Raw genomic sequence first — 17,304 nt, 5'->3', positions numbered from 1 at the left:
GACTCCCGTCAGACCTCTTCGACGCTGCTCGGCTCGCGCCGGGACAGGTCGATGCCGAGCTCTTCCGCAGCGCGGAAGACGTCCTCGTCGGTGTCGCGCATCTCGATGGACATGCCGTCCGAGGACAGCACCTCCACGTTGAGGCACAGGGACTGCATCTCCTTGATGAGCACCTTGAAGGACTCGGGGATGCCGGGCTCGGGGATGTTCTCGCCCTTGACGATGGCCTCGTAGACCTTCACGCGGCCGGTCACGTCGTCGGACTTGATGGTCAGCAGCTCCTGGAGGGCGTACGCGGCGCCGTAAGCCTCCAGCGCCCACACCTCCATCTCACCGAAGCGCTGGCCACCGAACTGGGCCTTACCACCCAGCGGCTGCTGGGTGATCATCGAGTACGGACCGGTCGAGCGGGCGTGCAGCTTGTCGTCGACCAGGTGGTGCAGCTTGAGGATGTACATGTACCCGATCGAGATCGGGTCCGGGAACGGCTCACCGGAGCGGCCGTCGAACAGCCTCGCCTTACCGGTCGGCTGCACCATGCGCTCGCCGTCCCGGTTCGGGATGGTGTGCTGGAGCAGACCGGCCAGCTCGTCCTCGCGGGCACCGTCGAAGACCGGGGTCGCGACGTTGGTGCCGGGGGCGACGGAGTCGGCGCCGATCACCTGGAGGCGCTGCGCCCAGTCCTCGGCGAGGCCGGAGACGTCCCAGCCGCGGCTGGCGAGCCAGCCGAGGTGGATCTCCAGGACCTGTCCCGGGTTCATTCGGGACGGGACACCGAGCGGGTTGAGGATGATGTCGACCGGGGTGCCGTCCTCCAGGAACGGCATGTCCTCGATCGGCAGGATCTTGGAGATGACGCCCTTGTTGCCGTGACGGCCGGCGAGCTTGTCACCGTCGGTGATCTTGCGCTTCTGCGCCACGTACACGCGCACCAGCTGGTTCACACCGGGGGGAAGCTCGTCGCCCTCCTCGCGGTCGAAGACGCGGACGCCGATGACCTTGCCGGTCTCGCCGTGCGGCACCTTCAGCGAGGTGTCACGGACCTCACGGGCCTTCTCACCGAAGATCGCGCGCAGCAGGCGCTCCTCCGGCGTCAGCTCGGTCTCACCCTTGGGCGTGACCTTGCCGACGAGGATGTCACCGGCGATGACCTCGGCACCGATGCGGATGATGCCGCGCTCGTCGAGGTCGGCGAGGACCTCCTCGGAGACGTTCGGGATGTCCCGGGTGATCTCCTCCGGGCCGAGCTTGGTGTCACGGGCGTCGACCTCGTGCTCCTCGATGTGGATCGAGGAGAGGACGTCGTCCTGCACGAGGCGCTGCGACAGGATGATCGCGTCCTCGTAGTTGTGACCCTCCCACGGCATGAACGCGACCAGCAGGTTCTTGCCGAGCGCCATCTCGCCGTTCTGGGTGGCGGGACCGTCGGCGAGCACCTGGCCCGTGATGATCCGGTCGCCCTCGTTGACGATGACCTTCTGGTTGACCGAGGTGCCCTGGTTGGACCGGGAGAACTTGGCCAGGCGGTACGTGATGTACGTGCCGTCGTCGTTGGCGGTGGTGATGTAGTCCGCGGAGACCTCCTGGACCACACCGTCCTTCTCGGCCTTGACCACGTCGCCGGCGTCGACGGCGGAGCGGTACTCCATGCCGGTGCCGACGAGCGGGGACTCGCTCTTGATGAGGGGCACGGCCTGACGCATCATGTTCGCGCCCATGAGGGCACGGTTGGCGTCGTCGTGCTCGAGGAACGGGATCATGGCGGTCGCGACCGACACCATCTGGCGCGGCGAGACGTCCATGTAGTCGACGTCGTCACCGGGGACGTAGTCGACCTCGCCGCCACGACGGCGGACCAGGACCCGGGCCTCCTCGAACCGCATGTCGTCGTTGAGCGTGGCGTTGGCCTGCGCGATGACGAAGCGGTCCTCCTCGTCGGCCGTCAGGTAGTCCACCTCGTCGGTGACCTGACCGTCGACGACCTTGCGGTACGGCGTCTCCACGAAACCGAACGCGTTGACGCGGCCGTAGGAGGCGAGCGAGCCGATCAGACCGATGTTCGGGCCTTCAGGGGTCTCGATCGGGCACATGCGGCCGTAGTGCGAGGGGTGCACGTCACGGACCTCGAAGCCGGCCCGCTCACGGGAGAGACCACCCGGGCCAAGAGCCGACAGACGGCGCTTGTGGGTGAGACCCGACAGCGGGTTGTTCTGGTCCATGAACTGCGACAGCTGGCTGGTGCCGAAGAACTCCTTGATGGAGGCGACGACCGGCCGGATGTTGATCAGGGTCTGCGGCGTGATCGCCTCGACGTCCTGGGTGGTCATGCGCTCGCGGACGACGCGCTCCATACGAGCCAGACCCGTACGGACCTGGTTCTGGATGAGCTCGCCGACGCTGCGCAGACGACGGTTGCCGAAGTGGTCGATGTCGTCGGTCTCGACGACGATCGAGGTGCCGCTGTCACCGGTGGTCTCGGTCTCGCCCGCGTGCAGCTTCACCAGGTACTTGATCGTCGAGATGATGTCCTCGACGGTCAGGATGCCCGCGTCCAGCGGAGCGTCCGCACCCAGCTTCTTGTTGACCTTGTAGCGGCCGACCTTGGCCAGGTCGTAGCGCTTGGGGTTGAAGTAGAGGTTCTCGAGCAGCGTCTGCGCGGCCTCACGCGTGGGGGGCTCGCCCGGACGCAGCTTGCGGTAAATGTCGAGCAGTGCGTCGTCCTGGCCCTGGGTGTGGTCCTTCTCCAGGGTGGCGCGCATCGACTCGTACTCGCCGAACTCCTCGAGGATCTGCTCGGTGGTCCAGCCGAGAGCCTTCAGGAGGACGGTGACGGACTGCTTGCGCTTGCGGTCGATGCGGACACCGACCATGTCACGCTTGTCGATCTCCATCTCCAGCCAGGCACCCCGGGACGGGATGATCTTGGCGGAGAAGATGTCCTTGTCGGACGTCTTGTCGATGGAGGAGTCGAAGTAGACACCGGGCGAACGGACCAGCTGCGACACCACGACACGCTCGGTGCCGTTGATGACGAAGGTGCCCTTGTTGGTCATGAGCGGGAAGTCGCCCATGAAGACCGTCTGGGACTTGATCTCTCCGGTCTCGTTGTTGGTGAACTCGGCCGTCACGAAGAGCGGGGCGGCGTACGTGAAGTCGCGCTCCTTGCACTCGTCGATGCTGTTCTTCGGCGGTTCGAAACGGTGGTCGCGGAACGTCAGCGACATCGACCCGGAGAAGTCCTCGATCGGGGAGATCTCCTCGAAGATCTCCTCCAGACCGGACTTGGTGGGGACGTCCTGACCGGACTCCAGAGCCGCCTCGACCCGACTCTGCCAGGCGGTGTTCCCGAGCAGCCAGTCAAAGCTCTCGGTCTGCAGCGCGAGCAGGTTGGGAACCTCGAGGGGCTCCTTGATCTTTGCAAAAGAGATGCGCAGCGGGGCGGTGCTGGCGCCGTTGTTCGTATTCGCGGTCGAGGCAGTGCGCGAGGCGGCCAAGAGGGGGTCCTTCCGAGGGCTCGGACTCACTACGCGCTCCCCGGGCCCTCACCCAGGACACAGAGACAGGTCTCTCCGATTTGACCAAAAGGCCAGGTCGGAGGTGGTCCGGTCGTCGATGCTGAGGCGAGGGCAGACCCCTGGTGACGGGCAGGGGACAGCTAACAGGCAGCGCAAAGGGTCAGTGTAGCCAGTTGGCGCACTGATGTCCAGCCCTGCTTTTCTGCCCGGTCTTCAAAAACTCTCGCTGCCCTCAACGTCCTCGGCATGGTGCCCTCAACGCACGTTGATACTGCCCTCTTCGTCGCCGATCCATGCCTCGGATTCGGACCGTTCTGGCGACGCGTCCTGAGAATTGCGCGCTGCGTGCGGTTCGTCAAGGCCTCCCTGCCCGAACCCGGGGTTTCGGGAGACACGACGAAGATCACCATACCCCCCGCTCACGGAGGGGCAAGGCAACCGTGACCGCGCCTCCAGGAACGCCGAAGAGCGACCACCCGGATGGATGATCGCTCTTCGGTGCTTACGCGTTACAGGTCCGCGGGGACCTGTGAGGTGTTACTTGACCTCGACCGAGGCGCCGGCGCCCTTGAGGGACTCGGCGGCCTTCTCGGCGGCCTCCTTGGCGACCTTCTCGAGAACGGGCTTCGGGGCGCCGTCCACGAGGTCCTTGGCCTCCTTCAGACCCAGGGAGGTCAGCTCACGCACGACCTTGATGACCTGGATCTTCTTGTCGCCGGCACCGGTGAGGATGACGTCGAACTCGTCCTGCTCCTCAGCGGCCTCGGCACCACCGGCGGCACCGCCGGCGGCCGGGGCGGCCACGGCGACGGCCGCGGCGGCGGTGACGTCGAACTTCTCCTCGAAGGCCTTCACGAACTCGGAGAGCTCGATGAGGGTCATCTCCTCGAACTGCGCGAGCAGGTCTTCCTGGCTGAGCTTCGCCATGAGGGGCGATCCTTCCACTAATTTCGGCAGGTGCCGGATGTATCGAAACGGCGGGCGTACTTACGGCCCGCTACGACCCGCGCCTCAGGCGGCGTGGATCAATGCGCGAGCCGAGTTACTCGGCACCGCCCTGCTCGTCCTGCTTGGCGCGAAGCGCGTCCACGGTGCGGACGAGCTTCGACGGGAGCGCCTGGAAGACCTGAGCAGCCTGAGTCTGCTTGCCCTTGAAGGCACCCGCCAGCTTGGCGAGCAGAACCTCGCGGGACTCGAGGTCCGCAAGCTTCTTGATCTCGTCGGCGGACAGCGCCTTGCCGTCAAGGACACCGCCCTTGATGACGAGGTTCGGGTTGTCCTTGGCGAAGTCACGAAGACCCTTCGCCGACTCCACCGGGTCACCGGTGACGAAGGCGACCGCCGTCGGACCGTTGAACAGGTCGTCGAGCGTCGTGATCCCGGCCTCGTTGGCCGCAATCTTGGTCAGCGTGTTCTTCACCACGGCGTACTGGGCGTTCTCACCGAGCGAACGGCGCAGGTTCTTGAGCTGCGCCACGGTGAGACCCCGGTACTCGGTCAGCACGGCGGCGTTCGAGCTGCGGAACTGCTCCGTCAGCTCGGCTACCGCGGCAGCCTTGTCGGGCCTTGCCATAGAGCGTCGGCCTCCTTCCGGGTGATGAGGACCGCTCAGAAGGGGCTGAACAAGACGAAACGCCCCGGCGCAGGCGCACGGGGCGTAGCTCGACCGGAACACGCCACCTTGCGGCAGCGGAATCCAGGAGCAACTTCCACAGTCACCTGCGCGGGTCGTCCGCGATTCTCAGCGGATCCTTCGGCCACCGCACCCCCTTGCGAGGACACGGCAACGACCAGCGGTCTTTGGCTTCTGTAGGAGCGTACGTGACCGGATCCCTGTCAAGCAAATCCGGTCCTACGACGCTCAGCTGCTCTGGAGCTCCTTCATCATCTCGGCCAGGTCGGCGGTCTCGCCGGCGGGCGGCGCCTCGACGGTGACGGGCTTGTTGTAGTCGAGGAAGGTGAAGGTCATGTCGAACTTGCCCTTGGTGGCGTCGCCCTGCATACGGAACTGCTTGGCGTGCTCCTCGCCGTCGACCCACATGTCCATCGTGAACTTGTCCAGGCCCAGCTTCTCGAGCTGCTCGGTGCTCTTCTCGCGCTGCTCACGGACCGACTTGTCGGCGTCCTTGAAGGAGGCCTTCAGCTCGGCCAGCGTGACGTCACCCGCGTAGTGGGTGGTCTTGACCCCGTCGATCGTCTCGGTGCCGACCTTCTTCACGTCCTTGGCACCGTTGAGGAAGGAGGACATGGAGGCCGGGTTCTGGTCGGCCTGGCCGGCGCCGGGCGCGGTGGCGCCGAGGCCACCGTCCTTGCCGAGCGCGGACAGGTCGAACTTCATCCACTTCTTGCCGTCCATCTCCTTGGCCAGCTCGGGGTTGCCCCCGATGTACATGGCCTTGTCGACGAGCCGGATCTCCGCGGAGCCCTCTCCGTCCGCGGTCATCTTCATGCTCATCGCGAGGTCGGGCTTGGTCCGCATGGAGGCCTCGGCCACGACCTTGCCCTGCTCGGGCATCTCGCCCTTCATGCGGTAGCGGAAGGAGGTGATCTCCTCCGTGTTCTTCGCCGCCTTGGCGACGGCGGCCGCGGGAGTCATCTCCGGCGAGTCCTCGCCCCCCTTGCCACAGCTCACCGCACCCGAGGCCAGGGCCACGGCGGCGAGGCCGACGCCGATGGTCCGACAGCGCGCGGAACGTCGTACAGAAGTAGCCATTGATTCCCCCCAAGGAACACATGGTCGATTCACAGCAAGACCGCGAGCTTATCCGAGAGGGGTGACAGGGGTCGCTGAATTCCCCGTGACTCAGGAGGGGTTGGTGCCTGACTGTGACAGGAGGGACGTGAAGTCCTGGGTGTCCGCGGCCGGCGGCCGGTGTACGGCGACCTCGACGCCGTAGTCGCTGTAGTGGGCGGTCTGGGTGACCTTGCCGTTGGCGGTGCTGGTCTTCTCGACCTTCTTGACCAGGAGGTTCTTCTCGTCGATCCAGATGTCGACGCTCTCGCCGGTGACGCCCGCGTCCCTCAGGCGCCGCTGGAGCCCGGCGTCCGTGACGTCGCCGACCGCCACGGTGCCGGAGTAGTGCCGGGTGGCCCGGCCGTCCACGGTCTCCGCGCCGACCTCGCGCACGTCCTCGGAGTCCAGCAGCAGCCGCACCGACTGGTCGGGGGTGGTGGAGCGCATCTGGTCGGCGAGGTCGGCGCCGCCGCCGAGGCTCCTCAGGTCCTCGTAGGCGTACTTGAGCCAGTGCCTGCCGCCCGTCTTCGCGGCGAAGGCGTCGCCCAGGCGCGCGTAGTAGGCGTCGGAGAGGTAGCGGGCCTCCATGGACGTGACGCCGAGGCCGCGCATCGTCTCGGCCGCGGTGCCGCCGGTGTAGTGCAGCGTGAGGGTGCCGGAGAGGCCGTCGCGCCAGGCGAGGAGGCCGTCGGCGGTGAGGGACAGCTGGCTGCCCATCACCGTGGTGGACCGCACCCGGGCCGTCCCGGCCTGCTGGGTGGAGCGCTCGGCGGTGCGCAGGGCCGGGAGGGCGGCGGGGGCCGAGGCGGTGTGCGTGGCTTCCGGCCTGTCGGGTGAGCCGGAGGAGGTGCAGGCGGCCAGTCCCGTCAGCGCGGCGACCGCCGCGAGCCGGACCGTCGCCGTCGTCCTCTTCATTCGTCCCCCCGGTACAAGTGCCCTGCTCGCACGCTAACTCAGAGCACTGGCCCCGCACATGGGAACGGGCCCCGCACCTCGAAAGGTGCGGGGCCCGTGAACCTGCCGGTGTCTCAGACCGCGGCCGGGTCCTCCTCGACGAGGAGGTTGCGGGTGCGGTTGGAGTCGACCGGGATGCCGGGGCCCATCGTGGTGCTGATGGCGGCCTTCTTGATGTACCGGCCCTTGGCGGCGGACGGCTTCAGCCGGAGGATCTCCTCCAGGGCCGCGCCGTAGTTCTCCACCAGCTTGGTGTCGTCGAACGACGTCTTGCCGATGATGAAGTGCAGGTTCGAGTGCTTGTCGACGCGGAACTCGATCTTGCCGCCCTTGATGTCCGTGACAGCCTTCGTCACGTCCGGGGTCACGGTGCCGGTCTTGGGGTTCGGCATGAGACCACGGGGACCGAGCACGCGGCCGAGGCGGCCGACCTTGCCCATGAGGTCCGGGGTGGCGACGACGGCGTCGAAGTCCAGACGGCCCTTCGACACCTCGTCGATCAGCTCGTCGGCGCCGACGATGTCGGCGCCCGCGGCACGAGCGGCCTCGGCACGGTCACCGGTCGCGAAGACCAGGACCCGGGCGGTCTTACCGGTGCCGTGCGGGAGGTTCACGGTGCCACGGACCATCTGGTCGGCCTTGCGCGGGTCGACACCCAGACGGAAGGCGACCTCGACGGTGCCGTCGAACTTGGTCGTGGAGGTCTCCTTGGCGAGACGGACGGCCTCGAGCGGGGCGTACAGCTTCTCCCGGTCGATCTTCTCGTCCGCAGCGCGAAGGGCCTTGCTGCGCTTGCTCACAACTGCTCCTGTGTGTTCTTAGGAGTCGTGGTACGGGCCGAGCCGGCCCTGCCACTTCTGCTTGATGTACGGGGGGTTGGGGCTCAGCCCTCGACCGTGACGCCCATGGAACGCGCGGTGCCGGCGATGATCTTCGCCGCGGCGTCCAGGTCGTTGGCGTTGAGGTCGGGGAGCTTGGTGGTGGCGATCTCGCGGACCTGCGCCTCGGTGATCTTGGCGACCTTGGTCTTGTGCGGCTCGCCGGAGCCCTTCTCGATGCCCGCGGCCTTGAGGATCATCTTCGCGGCCGGCGGCGTCTTGGTGATGAAGGTGAAGGAGCGGTCCTCGTAGACCGTGATCTCCACCGGGATCACCCAGCCACGCTGCGACTCGGTCGCGGCGTTGTACGCCTTGCAGAACTCCATGATGTTGACGCCGTGCTGACCCAGCGCGGGGCCGACCGGCGGAGCCGGGTTGGCGGCACCGGCCTGGATCTGGAGCTTGATGAGCCCCGTGACCTTCTTCTTCTTGGGAGGCATAGCTCTCCGGGTCCTTTCGATTCGGGTCCTGCCTGTGAACGGGGACCACCCGAACGCAGGCATACCGCACAACGATAGCGGGTATAGATGCGCGGCCAAAAACCGAGCAGGTCAGGAGAGCTAAGGAGCAGCCCGCCTGACCTGGTCGGAAGCCTTCTGCGAAGAACTAGTTCTTCTGGATCTGGTCGAAGGACAGCTCGACCGGGGTCTCGCGGCCGAAGATCTCCACCAGGCCCTTGACCTTCTTGGAGTCGGCGTTGATCTCGTTGATCGTGGCCTGCAGGGTGGCGAAGGGGCCGTCGGTGACGGTGACCGAGTCGCCGACCTCGAAGTCCAGGACCTGGACCTCGACCTTGCGGGCCGGAGCCGGCTTGCCCTCGGCCTCGGCGGCCTCGCGGGCGGCCTTCTCCTCGGCCTCCGGGGCGAGCATCTTGACGATCTCGTCCAGGGTCAGCGGGTACGGGTCGTAGGCGTTACCCACGAAGCCGGTCACGCCGGGGGTGTTGCGGACGACGCCCCAGGACTCGTTCGTCAGGTCCATGCGCACCAGCACATAGCCGGGGAGCTTGTTCTGACGGATCGTCTTGCGGTCGCCGTTCTTGATCTGGACGACCTCTTCCTGCGGCACCTCGGCCTGGAAGATGTAGTCCTCGACGTTCAGCGAGACGGCACGCTGCTCGAGGTTGGTCTTCACGCGGTTCTCGTAACCGGCGTAGGTGTGGATGACGTACCACTCGCCGGGCAGGGTCCGCAGCTCCTCGCGCAGGGCGGCGACGGGGTCGACCGGCTCGGCGGGCTCTTCCTCGACCTCTTCGGCGTCCTCGTCCTCGACGGCCTCGACGTCGCCGCCGGACTCGTCCCCGAACTCGTCCTCGGTGTGGAGAGCGGCTTCCTCCGCGGGCTCGCCCGCCTCGGCGTCGGCAGCCTCGACCTCGTCCAGGTCCTCGTCCGCGCCCTCGACGATGTCGAGCTCGTCGTCGACAGACTCGTCGGGCTCGATGGCGTCGTTCAGGTTCTGGTCAGACACGGTGGCTGCTTCTTCCTGGATACAAGGGGTGGAACATGCGAAAAGGGGCGCCGGTAACCTCGGCGCCCTTCGCTCTGTGCTCAGCCGAATACGTACTTGGCGGCGTGGTTGAGTCCATAGTCAATCACGGTCACCAGACCGATCATGACGAGAACGAAGACGATCACCACGGTCGTGTACGTCGTCAGCTGGTTCCGCGTCGGCCAGACGACCTTGCGGAGTTCTGCGACGATCTGCCGGTAGAAGGTCGCCAGACGCTTCAGCGGGCCCTTCTTGGCACGCTTGCCGCCCTTGCGGGTCTTCTTCTGGGTCTCCGGCACTTCATCCTGGGCGCCAGGCGTATCGATGGAGCCCACGGCGTCCGCCATTCGTCCTCACCTGTTCCCGGGTCGTGGCCGTGCCGCGCCCGGTCGGAGCCGCACGGCGGTGCATTGCTGTACGTACATGCGCACACATCCTGGCGGGGAGGTGTGTAGCAGGGCCGGAGGGACTTGAACCCCCAACCGCCGGTTTTGGAGACCGGTGCTCTACCAATTGAGCTACGACCCTTTGTGTGCCCCCCAACGTACCGCATCCGACCGGGTGCTCGGTGTGCACCTGACGGGGCGGCTGCTGAAGGCCAACGAGGTGAGAGTGTACGTGGTCCGCGGCCCCCCGTCGAACAGAAAGCGCCCGTAGGGGCCTTGGGGAAGGAAGATCGCCCAGCGTGCGGTGCGAATCCGGACGGTTGTTCAACCGTTGTTCAGTCTGTGAAACCCGTGTGCCGGGGGAGTTTCCGGTCTGGAACGATGGGCCCCATGAGCGCTGCAACCCCTCCCACCGAGCGCCGGGTCTCCGCCCGAGTCGGCGCGATCTCCGAGTCCGCCACCCTCGCCGTGGACGCCAAGGCCAAGGCCCTCAAGGCCGCCGGGCGTCCGGTGATCGGCTTCGGCGCCGGTGAGCCGGACTTCCCGACCCCGGACTACATCGTCCAGGCCGCCGTCGAGGCCTGCTCGAACCCGAAGTACCACCGCTACACGCCGGCCGGCGGCCTCCCCGAGCTGAAGTCCGCGATCGCCGCGAAGACGCTGCGCGACTCCGGCTACGAGGTCGACGCGTCCCAGATCCTGGTGACCAACGGCGGCAAGCAGGCGATCTACGAGGCATTCGCCGCGATCCTCGACCCGGGCGACGAGGTCATCGTCCCGGCGCCGTACTGGACGACCTACCCGGAGTCGATCCGGCTGGCCGGCGGTGTCCCGGTGGAGGTGGTCGCCGACGAGACGACCGGCTACCGGGTCTCCGTCGAGCAGCTGGAGGCGGCCCGCACCGAGAACACCAAGGTCGTCCTGTTCGTCTCCCCCTCCAACCCGACCGGCGCGGTCTACAGCCGCGAACAGATCGAGGAGATCGGCCGCTGGGCGCTCGAGAAGGGCCTGTGGGTCCTGACCGACGAGATCTACGAGCACCTGGTCTACGGCGACGCCGAGTTCCACTCCCTGCCGGTGGTCGTGCCCGAGCTCGCCGACAAGACCATCGTGGTCAACGGTGTCGCGAAGACGTACGCCATGACGGGCTGGCGGGTGGGCTGGATCATCGGCCCGAAGGACGTCGTCAAGGCCGCGACCAACCTCCAGTCGCACGCCACGTCCAACGTGTCGAACGTCGCCCAGGTCGCGGCCCTCGCCGCGGTCTCCGGGAACCTCGACGCGGTGGCGGAGATGCGCACGGCCTTCGACCGCCGTCGCAAGACGATCGTCCGGATGCTCAACGAGATCGACGGCGTGCTCTGCCCGGAGCCAGAGGGCGCCTTCTACGCCTACCCGTCGGTCAAGGAGCTGCTCGGCAAGGAGATCCGCGGCAAGCGCCCGCAGGACACCGTCGAGCTGGCCGCGCTGATCCTGGAGGAGTCCGAGGTCGCGGTCGTCCCGGGCGAGGCCTTCGGTACGCCGGGCTACCTGCGGCTGTCGTACGCGCTGGGTGACGAGGATCTCGTCGAGGGCGTCAGCCGGATCCAGAAGCTGCTGGCGGAGGCGCGGGACTGAGGTCGCCGTACCGGAAGCACCCCCTCACGTGAGGGGGTGCTTTTTTGTGCGAGCAAGACCACTAAAGGGGAAAGTGGTACCGGGACGGCAGTGGCGTACGGCAGGATCCTGGGATGGAGCGTGTACGTGATGTCTCTGAGCTGCCGAAAGCCCATCTGCACCTGCACTTCACCGGCTCGATGCGCCCGGGGACGGTTCTGGAACTGGCCGACAAGTACGGGGTACGACTGCCCGAGGCGCTGGTCGACGCGCTGACCAGCGGGGAGCCGCCGAGGCTGCGGGCCACGGACGAGCGGGGCTGGTTCCGGTTCCAGCGGTTGTACGACGCCGCCCGCTCGTGTCTCAGGGAGCCCGAGGACATCCGGCGGCTGGTGCGGGAGGCCGCGGAGGAGGACGTGCGCGACGGGTCCGGGTGGCTGGAGATCCAGGTCGACCCGACGTCGTACGCGCCCCGGCTCGGCGGGCTGATCCCGGCGCTGGAGATCATCCTGGACGCGGTGGAGACGACCTCGCGGGAGACCGGGCTCGGGATGCGGGTGCTGGTGGCCGCGAACCGGATGAAGCACCCGCTGGACGCGCGCACGCTGGCCCGGCTCGCGGTGCGGTACGCGGACAAGGGCGTGGTCGGCTTCGGACTCTCGAACGACGAACGCCGGGGAATGGCGCGGGACTTCGACCGGGCGTTCCACATCGCGCGCGAGGGCGGGCTGCTGTCCGCGCCGCACGGCGGCGAGCTGGCCGGACCGTCGTCGGTACGGGACTGTCTCGACGACCTGGACGCGAACCGGATCGGGCACGGGGTCCGCGCGGCCGACGACCCGCGGCTGCTGAAGCGGCTGGCGGACCGTCAGGTGACGTGCGAGGTGTGCCCGGCGTCGAACGTGGCCCTCGGGGTCTACGAGAAGCCGGAGGACGTGCCGCTGCGCAAGCTGTTCGAGGCCGGGGTGCCGATGGCGCTGGGCGCGGACGACCCGCTCCTCTTCGGGTCCCGGCTGGCCGCGCAGTACGAGATCGCCCGGCAGTATCACGGCTTCACGGACACGGAACTCGCGGAGCTGGCCCGGCAGTCGGTACGGGCTTCGGCGGCACCGGAGGACGTGAAGGCCAAGCTGCTGTCGGGGGTGGACGACTGGCTCAGTCACCCGGCCGCTTGAAGTGGGCGTAGGGCGGATAGGGCTTGAAGGAGACGAGGACCTCGTAGGGGTGCCCGCCACCCAGGCCGTCCTTCAGCCAGATTCCGGTCATCAGGGCCGAGTGGCCTTCGGCGACACGCTTCTGGCGCGGTCCCCAGCCCGCCGCGTACGCGAAGCCCACGGCCGTCTCGGCGAAGGTGTCCCGGCTGCCGAAGAGGAAGAAGGTACGCGCGTGCGTGGCGTGCCGCAGTTCGTCCCGGTGGTCGGCGCGCGTTCGTCGTCGTAGGAGAGCGTTCGCGTCTCTCTGGGTACGTGCCTCGTCCGTGCGTACGGTCACGGGAGCGCCGGCCTTGAGCGCGCGCCGCAGCTCGGGCCACTTGCTGGGGCGCAGCCCGTACGAGTGGTGCGCGAGGACCAGGTCGACGCGCTCGCCCCAGCCCTCGTCCGGCGGGATTCCGTCCCGCAGCGGGACGTGGACGACGGTGTGGCGTGAGTAGGCGGCGAAGGAGAACAGGCCCGCGAGCCGGTTCAGTCCGTCGTGGTCGCCGAGGAGCAGTCCGATGGGTTCCGGGGCGGTCAGCGAGGTGTGGCGCAGGGTGTGGCGGGGCTGGACGACCCGGTGTTCACGGGGGCCGGTGCGGGGTCTGAACTCGGTGAGGTTCAGCCGCATGCGGGGGTCCTGGGCGTCATGCGTCCAGGGTGGTCGTCGGGGGCGGTACCGACAACCGGGTTTCCGCCTCGCCCTTCCCTTCCCTTCCCTTCCCTTCCCTTCCCTTACAGGCTGACGCCCACCGTCACGGGCTCGTTGACCAGGGTGATCCCGAAGGTGTCCCGTACGCCTGCCACGACCTCCCGGGCCAGGGCGAGGAGGTCCTCGGTGGTGGCGTCGCCCCGGTTGGTGAGGGCAAGGGTGTGCTTCGTGGAGATGCGGGCGGGGCCGGTGCCGTAGCCCTTGGTGAAGCCGGCCTTGTCGATCAGCCAGGCCGCGGAGGTCTTGGTGTGGCCGTCGCCCGCGGGGAAGGCGGGGGGTTCGGCGTCCTCGCCGAGGTGCTGCTTCACGCGCGCGTGGAACTCGGCGAACTGGGCGTCCGTGAGGATCGGGTTGGTGAAGAAGGAGCCGGCCGACCAGGTGTCGTGGTCGTCGGGGTCCAGGACCATGCCCTTGCCCGCACGCAGCTTCAGCACGGTCTCGCGGGCCTGGGCGAGGGGGACGCGGTCGCCGGGTTTGACGCCGAGGGTGCGGGCGGTCTCGGCGTACTTGACGGGCGCGGAGAGGCCGTCTGCGTCTTCCAGCTCGAAGTGGGCGCGGAGGACGACGTAGCGGGTGGGGTCCTGCTTGAAGCGGCTGTGGCGGTAGGAGAAGGCGCAGTCGTCGTTGCTGAGGGTGACGGTTTCGCCGGTGTGGCGGTCGTAGGCGATGACCTCGGTGATGGTGGAGGACACTTCCTGGCCGTAGGCGCCGACGTTCTGGATGGGGGTCGCGCCGGCGGAGCCCGGGATGCCGGCGAGGCACTCGATACCGGCGAGCCCGGCGTCGACGGCGCCTGCGACGGCGTCGGTCCATACTTCGCCGGCGGCGAGTTCGAGGTGGGTGCCGGTGAGGTGCAGGCCCTTGGTGGCGACGACGAGTGCGGTGCCCTCGAATCCCTTGTCCCCGATGACGAGGTTGGACCCACCGCCGATGACGAGGAGGGGGGTGCGGGTGCGGTCGGCCTCGCGGACGACGTCGATCACCTCGGCGTCGGTCGTCGCGGTGACGAGGCGGGTGGCGGGGCCGCCCAGACGGAAGGTGGTGAGGGGGGCGAGGGGGGCGTCGTGTCGTTCCTGCACGCGGTACAGGGTACGGCGGGGGTTCTTGTGCGGGTGGGTGGGGCGGGCGTTTTGCGCAGTTCCCCGCGCCCCTGAGGGGCCTGCGGCGGCCTCTTGCTGTCCGGTGGGGCCGTGCGTAGCGCGTCCGGTCCGGTGGGTGGGTCGGTGCCGGGGTGGGGGGTATCCGTCCTCGGTCCGGCGGCTCGGTCCCTCGAGATGTCCTCGGTTCTTGACGCCGGCCGCTGCGGGCGGACACCCCCCACCCCGTCCCCTTCACACCGTCAGCGGCCAACGGCCCGTGGGGGCGGACGCGGGCGGCTGACGGCCCGGTCGTGGCGCAGGTCAATGCAACTCCTTAGGGGCGCGGGGAACTGCGCGACCAGCCACAACGCACCCGCACCCGCCCGATCACCGGACCCGGCACCCCCGTAGGCGCCCAGCCCAAGCCCAGCACAGCGGGGGCGCGAGGAACTGCGCGACCGACCACGACGCACCCGCAGCCGCCCTGCAACAGAAACCCGCCACCCCCGTAGGCACCCGAAACGGCCCCGCCTCCCCCGGACGGGACCGCCGAGTCACAAGATCAACCCGCCACGACCTCCAGCTCCCGAGCCCCCTCAGAAGCCCCCCGCACCCCGTCCCCCTCAACCCGCTTCCGCGAAGGAATCAGCAGCGCCGCAACCCCGGCCACCGCCACCACCCCCGCTCCAGTGACCAGCGCCGGCTGCAAGCCGTCCACGAAGGACTGTCCGCTCTCGTAACCACCCTGCGCCGAGAAGATCGACGCCATCACGGCGATCCCCAGCGCCCCACCAACCTCCCGCAGCGCATTGTTCGCCCCGGAGGCAATGCCCTGCTCCGACGGCCGCACGCTCGACATGACCAGGTTGGACGCGGGGGCGAAGAACAGTGCCATGCCGATGCCGCTGAGGATCAGGCCCGGAAGCTGCGAGCCGTACGACGCGTCGACGGTGACCACGGACGCCATGTACGCGAGACCCGCCGCCTGGAAGAACAGCCCCGTGGCGACGACCGGACGCCCACCGACACGGTCGGAGAGGATCCCGGCGATCGGCGCGACGAGCATCGGCATGCCGGTCCACGGCAGCATCCGCAGCCCCGCCTCGGTGGGCGAGTAGCCGAGGACGCCCTGCATGTACTGGCTGAGCAGGAAGATCGAGCCGAACATGCCGAGGAACATGAGAAGGCTGGCCGCGTTGATGCCGGAGAAGGCCCGGGAGCGGAACAGCCGCATGGGGAGCATGGGGTTCTTGGCCCGCGTGCTGTAGAGGACGAAGGCCGCGAGCAGCGCGCCGCCCGCGAACAGGGCGAGCAGGACCAGCGAGTCGGTCCAGCCGTCGGACGGGCCGCGGACCAGGCCGTAGACGACACCGAAGAGACCGCCGCTGGCGAGCAGCGTGCCGGGGATGTCGAGGCGCGCGCCGGTGCCGTGGGACTCGGCGAGGCGGAGGCGGGCGAGCGGCAGCAGGGCGACGCCGAGCGGGACGTTCAGCCAGAAGATCCACTGCCAGGAGATGTGCTCGGTGAGGCTTCCGCCGATCAGCGGTCCGGAGGCGACCGCGAGTCCGTTGACGGCGCCCCAGATGCCGTACGCCATTCCACGCCTCGCGGCGGGGACGGCCGCGGTGAGGAGGGTGAGCGTGAGGGGCATCATGATCGCCGCGCCGACGCCCTGGACCGCGCGGGCGGCGATGAGGGAGTCGATGCCGGGGGCCAGGGCCGCGGCGGCCGAGGCGCCGGTGAAGATCGTGAGGCCGGTCAGGAAGAGCCGGCGGCGGCCGAAGCGGTCGCCGAGCGCCGCGCCGGTCATCAGCAGGACGGCGAAGGTGAGCGTGTAGGCGCTGACGGTCCATTCGAGGTCGTGCAGCGCTCCGCCGAGGTCCTCGCGGATGGAGGGCAGGGCGGTGGTGACGACGAGGTTGTCGAGGGCCGCCATGAATCCGGCGACGCTGGTGATGACGAGGGCCCAGAGGGCTCCCCCGCGGCGTACGGGCGGTGTGGCTTGCGCTTGCTGTGGCATCGCTCCCCCAGCGTTTGATTAGTTATTGATTACTAAGTTTCTCGATCATGAAAAGGCGCCGATGACGCCTTGCCGGTGCTCAGTGCTCCAGTCGGCCCTTGACCCGGGCCGACGGGTAGAGGCCCTCCCAGACCCGGTGCTGGGGCGGGAAGCCCATCGCCACCAGGCAGTTGATGAGCATTCCGTACGCCAGGAAGGTCGTCGTCTCGCCGACGTCGGCGCCGAGCGGCAGGTGGACGGTGTCCCACAGCCGCATCCAGCCGGCCCGCACCGCCTCGCCGAACTCGTGGTCGCCCTCCTGCTCGGCGGCGCCCACCGCGGCGTACATCTGCATCTGCATCGTCAGCAGCTCGGGCCGCACCGCGATGACCTTGGTGTACGCGTCCGCCATGGCGTGCAGGGCCTCTTCGCCCTCCAGCCCTTCGGAGGCCTCCCGGAAGATACGGATGGTGTCCTCCACGCAGGCCTCCGCAGCCGCGAGGAAGATCGCCTTCTTGCCCGGGAAGAGCCGGAAGAGATACGGCTGCGACACCCCGACCCGCTTGGCGATGGCCTCGGTCGACGTCCCGTAGTAGCCGCCGCGCGCGAACTCGGTCGTCGCCGCGCGGATGACGCTCTCGCGCCGCTCCTCTGCACTCATCCTGGCCATGCAAGTAAGTTAGTACTCAATCACTAACTTCGCAAGGGGCGGATCGCCGGAGGATGTAAGGGGCGCCCCACCATGGAGGACACCCCTTACATCGGCCCTT

15 protein-coding genes and 1 tRNA gene are annotated in these 17,304 nt (G+C 68.2%); 2 read left to right on the top strand and 14 right to left on the bottom strand.

Features of this window, described 5'->3' with window-relative positions; translation table 11 throughout:
• Positions 1–8: 8 nt before the first annotated feature.
• The 10 genes from rpoB to AC2XR2_RS26740 all read right to left on the bottom strand — a co-directional run bounded on the left by rpoB (position 9) and on the right by AC2XR2_RS26740 (position 10,097).
• On the bottom strand, positions 9–3,494 hold the full coding sequence (rpoB, locus tag AC2XR2_RS26785; RefSeq protein WP_491516506.1) for a DNA-directed RNA polymerase subunit beta: 3,486 nt from the start codon (positions 3,492–3,494) through the stop codon (positions 9–11).
• A gap of 558 nt (positions 3,495–4,052) precedes the next feature.
• The gene (rplL, locus tag AC2XR2_RS26780; RefSeq protein WP_062023368.1) at positions 4,053–4,442 is read right to left on the bottom strand and encodes a 50S ribosomal protein L7/L12; all 390 of its coding nucleotides are present in this window, start codon (positions 4,440–4,442) and stop codon (positions 4,053–4,055) included.
• Between the two features lie 115 nt (positions 4,443–4,557).
• Positions 4,558–5,088, bottom strand: coding sequence for a 50S ribosomal protein L10 (rplJ, locus tag AC2XR2_RS26775; protein WP_123762500.1), 531 nt, complete (start codon positions 5,086–5,088; stop codon positions 4,558–4,560).
• Positions 5,089–5,376: 288 nt separating this feature from the next.
• Entirely contained in the window at positions 5,377–6,228 is an 852-nt protein-coding gene (locus AC2XR2_RS26770) for an SCO4651 family lipoprotein (protein WP_381308405.1), read from the bottom strand.
• A 90-nt stretch (positions 6,229–6,318) separates the two neighbouring features.
• Positions 6,319–7,164, bottom strand: a complete 846-nt coding sequence (locus tag AC2XR2_RS26765) for an SCO4651 family lipoprotein (RefSeq protein ID WP_381308402.1) — start codon at positions 7,162–7,164, stop codon at positions 6,319–6,321.
• A gap of 113 nt (positions 7,165–7,277) precedes the next feature.
• Positions 7,278–8,003 carry a 50S ribosomal protein L1 gene (gene rplA / locus AC2XR2_RS26760; protein WP_053846804.1) on the bottom strand — a complete coding sequence of 242 codons (726 nt, stop codon included), beginning with the start codon at positions 8,001–8,003 and terminating at the stop codon, positions 7,278–7,280.
• An 83-nt stretch (positions 8,004–8,086) separates the two neighbouring features.
• The gene (rplK, locus tag AC2XR2_RS26755; protein ID WP_030317334.1) at positions 8,087–8,521 is read right to left on the bottom strand and encodes a 50S ribosomal protein L11; all 435 of its coding nucleotides are present in this window, start codon (positions 8,519–8,521) and stop codon (positions 8,087–8,089) included.
• A 166-nt stretch (positions 8,522–8,687) separates the two neighbouring features.
• Entirely contained in the window at positions 8,688–9,548 is an 861-nt protein-coding gene (nusG, locus tag AC2XR2_RS26750) for a transcription termination/antitermination protein NusG (RefSeq protein WP_330265019.1), read from the bottom strand.
• 80 nt (positions 9,549–9,628) lie between these two features.
• Positions 9,629–9,916 carry a preprotein translocase subunit SecE gene (secE, locus tag AC2XR2_RS26745; protein WP_123762496.1) on the bottom strand — a complete coding sequence of 96 codons (288 nt, stop codon included), beginning with the start codon at positions 9,914–9,916 and terminating at the stop codon, positions 9,629–9,631.
• 108 nt (positions 9,917–10,024) lie between these two features.
• Positions 10,025–10,097: transfer RNA gene (locus AC2XR2_RS26740), tRNA-Trp, on the bottom strand.
• 248 nt (positions 10,098–10,345) lie between these two features.
• Between AC2XR2_RS26740 and AC2XR2_RS26735 the strand changes: the two genes are divergently transcribed.
• Together AC2XR2_RS26735 and AC2XR2_RS26730 are read left to right on the top strand one after the other, a co-directional pair.
• Positions 10,346–11,572: a pyridoxal phosphate-dependent aminotransferase gene (locus tag AC2XR2_RS26735; protein ID WP_449352383.1), complete on the top strand. Its 1,227-nt coding sequence runs from the start codon at positions 10,346–10,348 to the stop codon at positions 11,570–11,572.
• 113 nt (positions 11,573–11,685) lie between these two features.
• A complete protein-coding gene (locus AC2XR2_RS26730) occupies positions 11,686–12,726 on the top strand; it encodes an adenosine deaminase (RefSeq protein WP_381309022.1) in 1,041 nt (346 codons plus the stop codon).
• Here AC2XR2_RS26730 and AC2XR2_RS26725 read toward each other — a convergent pair.
• The 4 genes from AC2XR2_RS26725 to AC2XR2_RS26710 all read right to left on the bottom strand — a co-directional run bounded on the left by AC2XR2_RS26725 (position 12,707) and on the right by AC2XR2_RS26710 (position 17,204).
• On the bottom strand, positions 12,707–13,375 hold the full coding sequence (locus tag AC2XR2_RS26725) for a hypothetical protein (RefSeq protein ID WP_449352384.1): 669 nt from the start codon (positions 13,373–13,375) through the stop codon (positions 12,707–12,709). The two genes, AC2XR2_RS26730 and AC2XR2_RS26725, sit on opposite strands and share 20 nt — an antisense overlap.
• A 104-nt stretch (positions 13,376–13,479) precedes the next feature.
• On the bottom strand, positions 13,480–14,535 hold the full coding sequence (locus AC2XR2_RS26720; RefSeq protein ID WP_491516505.1) for a UDP-N-acetylmuramate dehydrogenase: 1,056 nt from the start codon (positions 14,533–14,535) through the stop codon (positions 13,480–13,482).
• 562 nt (positions 14,536–15,097) lie between these two features.
• Entirely contained in the window at positions 15,098–16,555 is a 1,458-nt protein-coding gene (locus tag AC2XR2_RS26715) for an MFS transporter (protein ID WP_491516504.1), read from the bottom strand.
• Positions 16,556–16,634: 79 nt separating this feature from the next.
• Positions 16,635–17,204 (bottom strand): TetR/AcrR family transcriptional regulator, encoded by a 570-nt coding sequence (locus tag AC2XR2_RS26710; protein ID WP_491516503.1) that lies wholly within the window; start codon positions 17,202–17,204, stop codon positions 16,635–16,637.
• Positions 17,205–17,304 lie beyond the last annotated feature (100 nt).

It is taken from the genome of Streptomyces sp. LS-MS-L19, assembly GCF_058382285.1.
This window is presented reverse-complemented; position numbering and strand designations above follow the sequence as displayed.

Bases quoted from the DNA above. Each gene is read 5' to 3' on its own strand.
- rplL (WP_062023368.1), bottom strand. From the start codon at position 4,442: ATGGCGAAGCTCAGCCAGGAAGACCTGCTCGCGCAGTTCGAGGAGATG.
- rplJ (WP_123762500.1), bottom strand. From the start codon at position 5,088: ATGGCAAGGCCCGACAAGGCTGCCGCGGTAGCCGAGCTGACGGAGCAG.
- AC2XR2_RS26770 (WP_381308405.1), bottom strand. From the start codon at position 6,228: ATGGCTACTTCTGTACGACGTTCCGCGCGCTGTCGGACCATCGGCGTC.
- AC2XR2_RS26765 (WP_381308402.1), bottom strand. From the start codon at position 7,164: ATGAAGAGGACGACGGCGACGGTCCGGCTCGCGGCGGTCGCCGCGCTG.
- rplK (WP_030317334.1), bottom strand. From the start codon at position 8,521: ATGCCTCCCAAGAAGAAGAAGGTCACGGGGCTCATCAAGCTCCAGATC.
- secE (WP_123762496.1), bottom strand. From the start codon at position 9,916: ATGGCGGACGCCGTGGGCTCCATCGATACGCCTGGCGCCCAGGATGAA.
- AC2XR2_RS26735 (WP_449352383.1), top strand. From the start codon at position 10,346: ATGAGCGCTGCAACCCCTCCCACCGAGCGCCGGGTCTCCGCCCGAGTC.
- AC2XR2_RS26730 (WP_381309022.1), top strand. From the start codon at position 11,686: ATGGAGCGTGTACGTGATGTCTCTGAGCTGCCGAAAGCCCATCTGCAC.
- AC2XR2_RS26725 (WP_449352384.1), bottom strand. From the start codon at position 13,375: ATGCGGCTGAACCTCACCGAGTTCAGACCCCGCACCGGCCCCCGTGAA.
- AC2XR2_RS26715 (WP_491516504.1), bottom strand. From the start codon at position 16,555: ATGCCACAGCAAGCGCAAGCCACACCGCCCGTACGCCGCGGGGGAGCC.
- AC2XR2_RS26710 (WP_491516503.1), bottom strand. From the start codon at position 17,204: ATGGCCAGGATGAGTGCAGAGGAGCGGCGCGAGAGCGTCATCCGCGCG.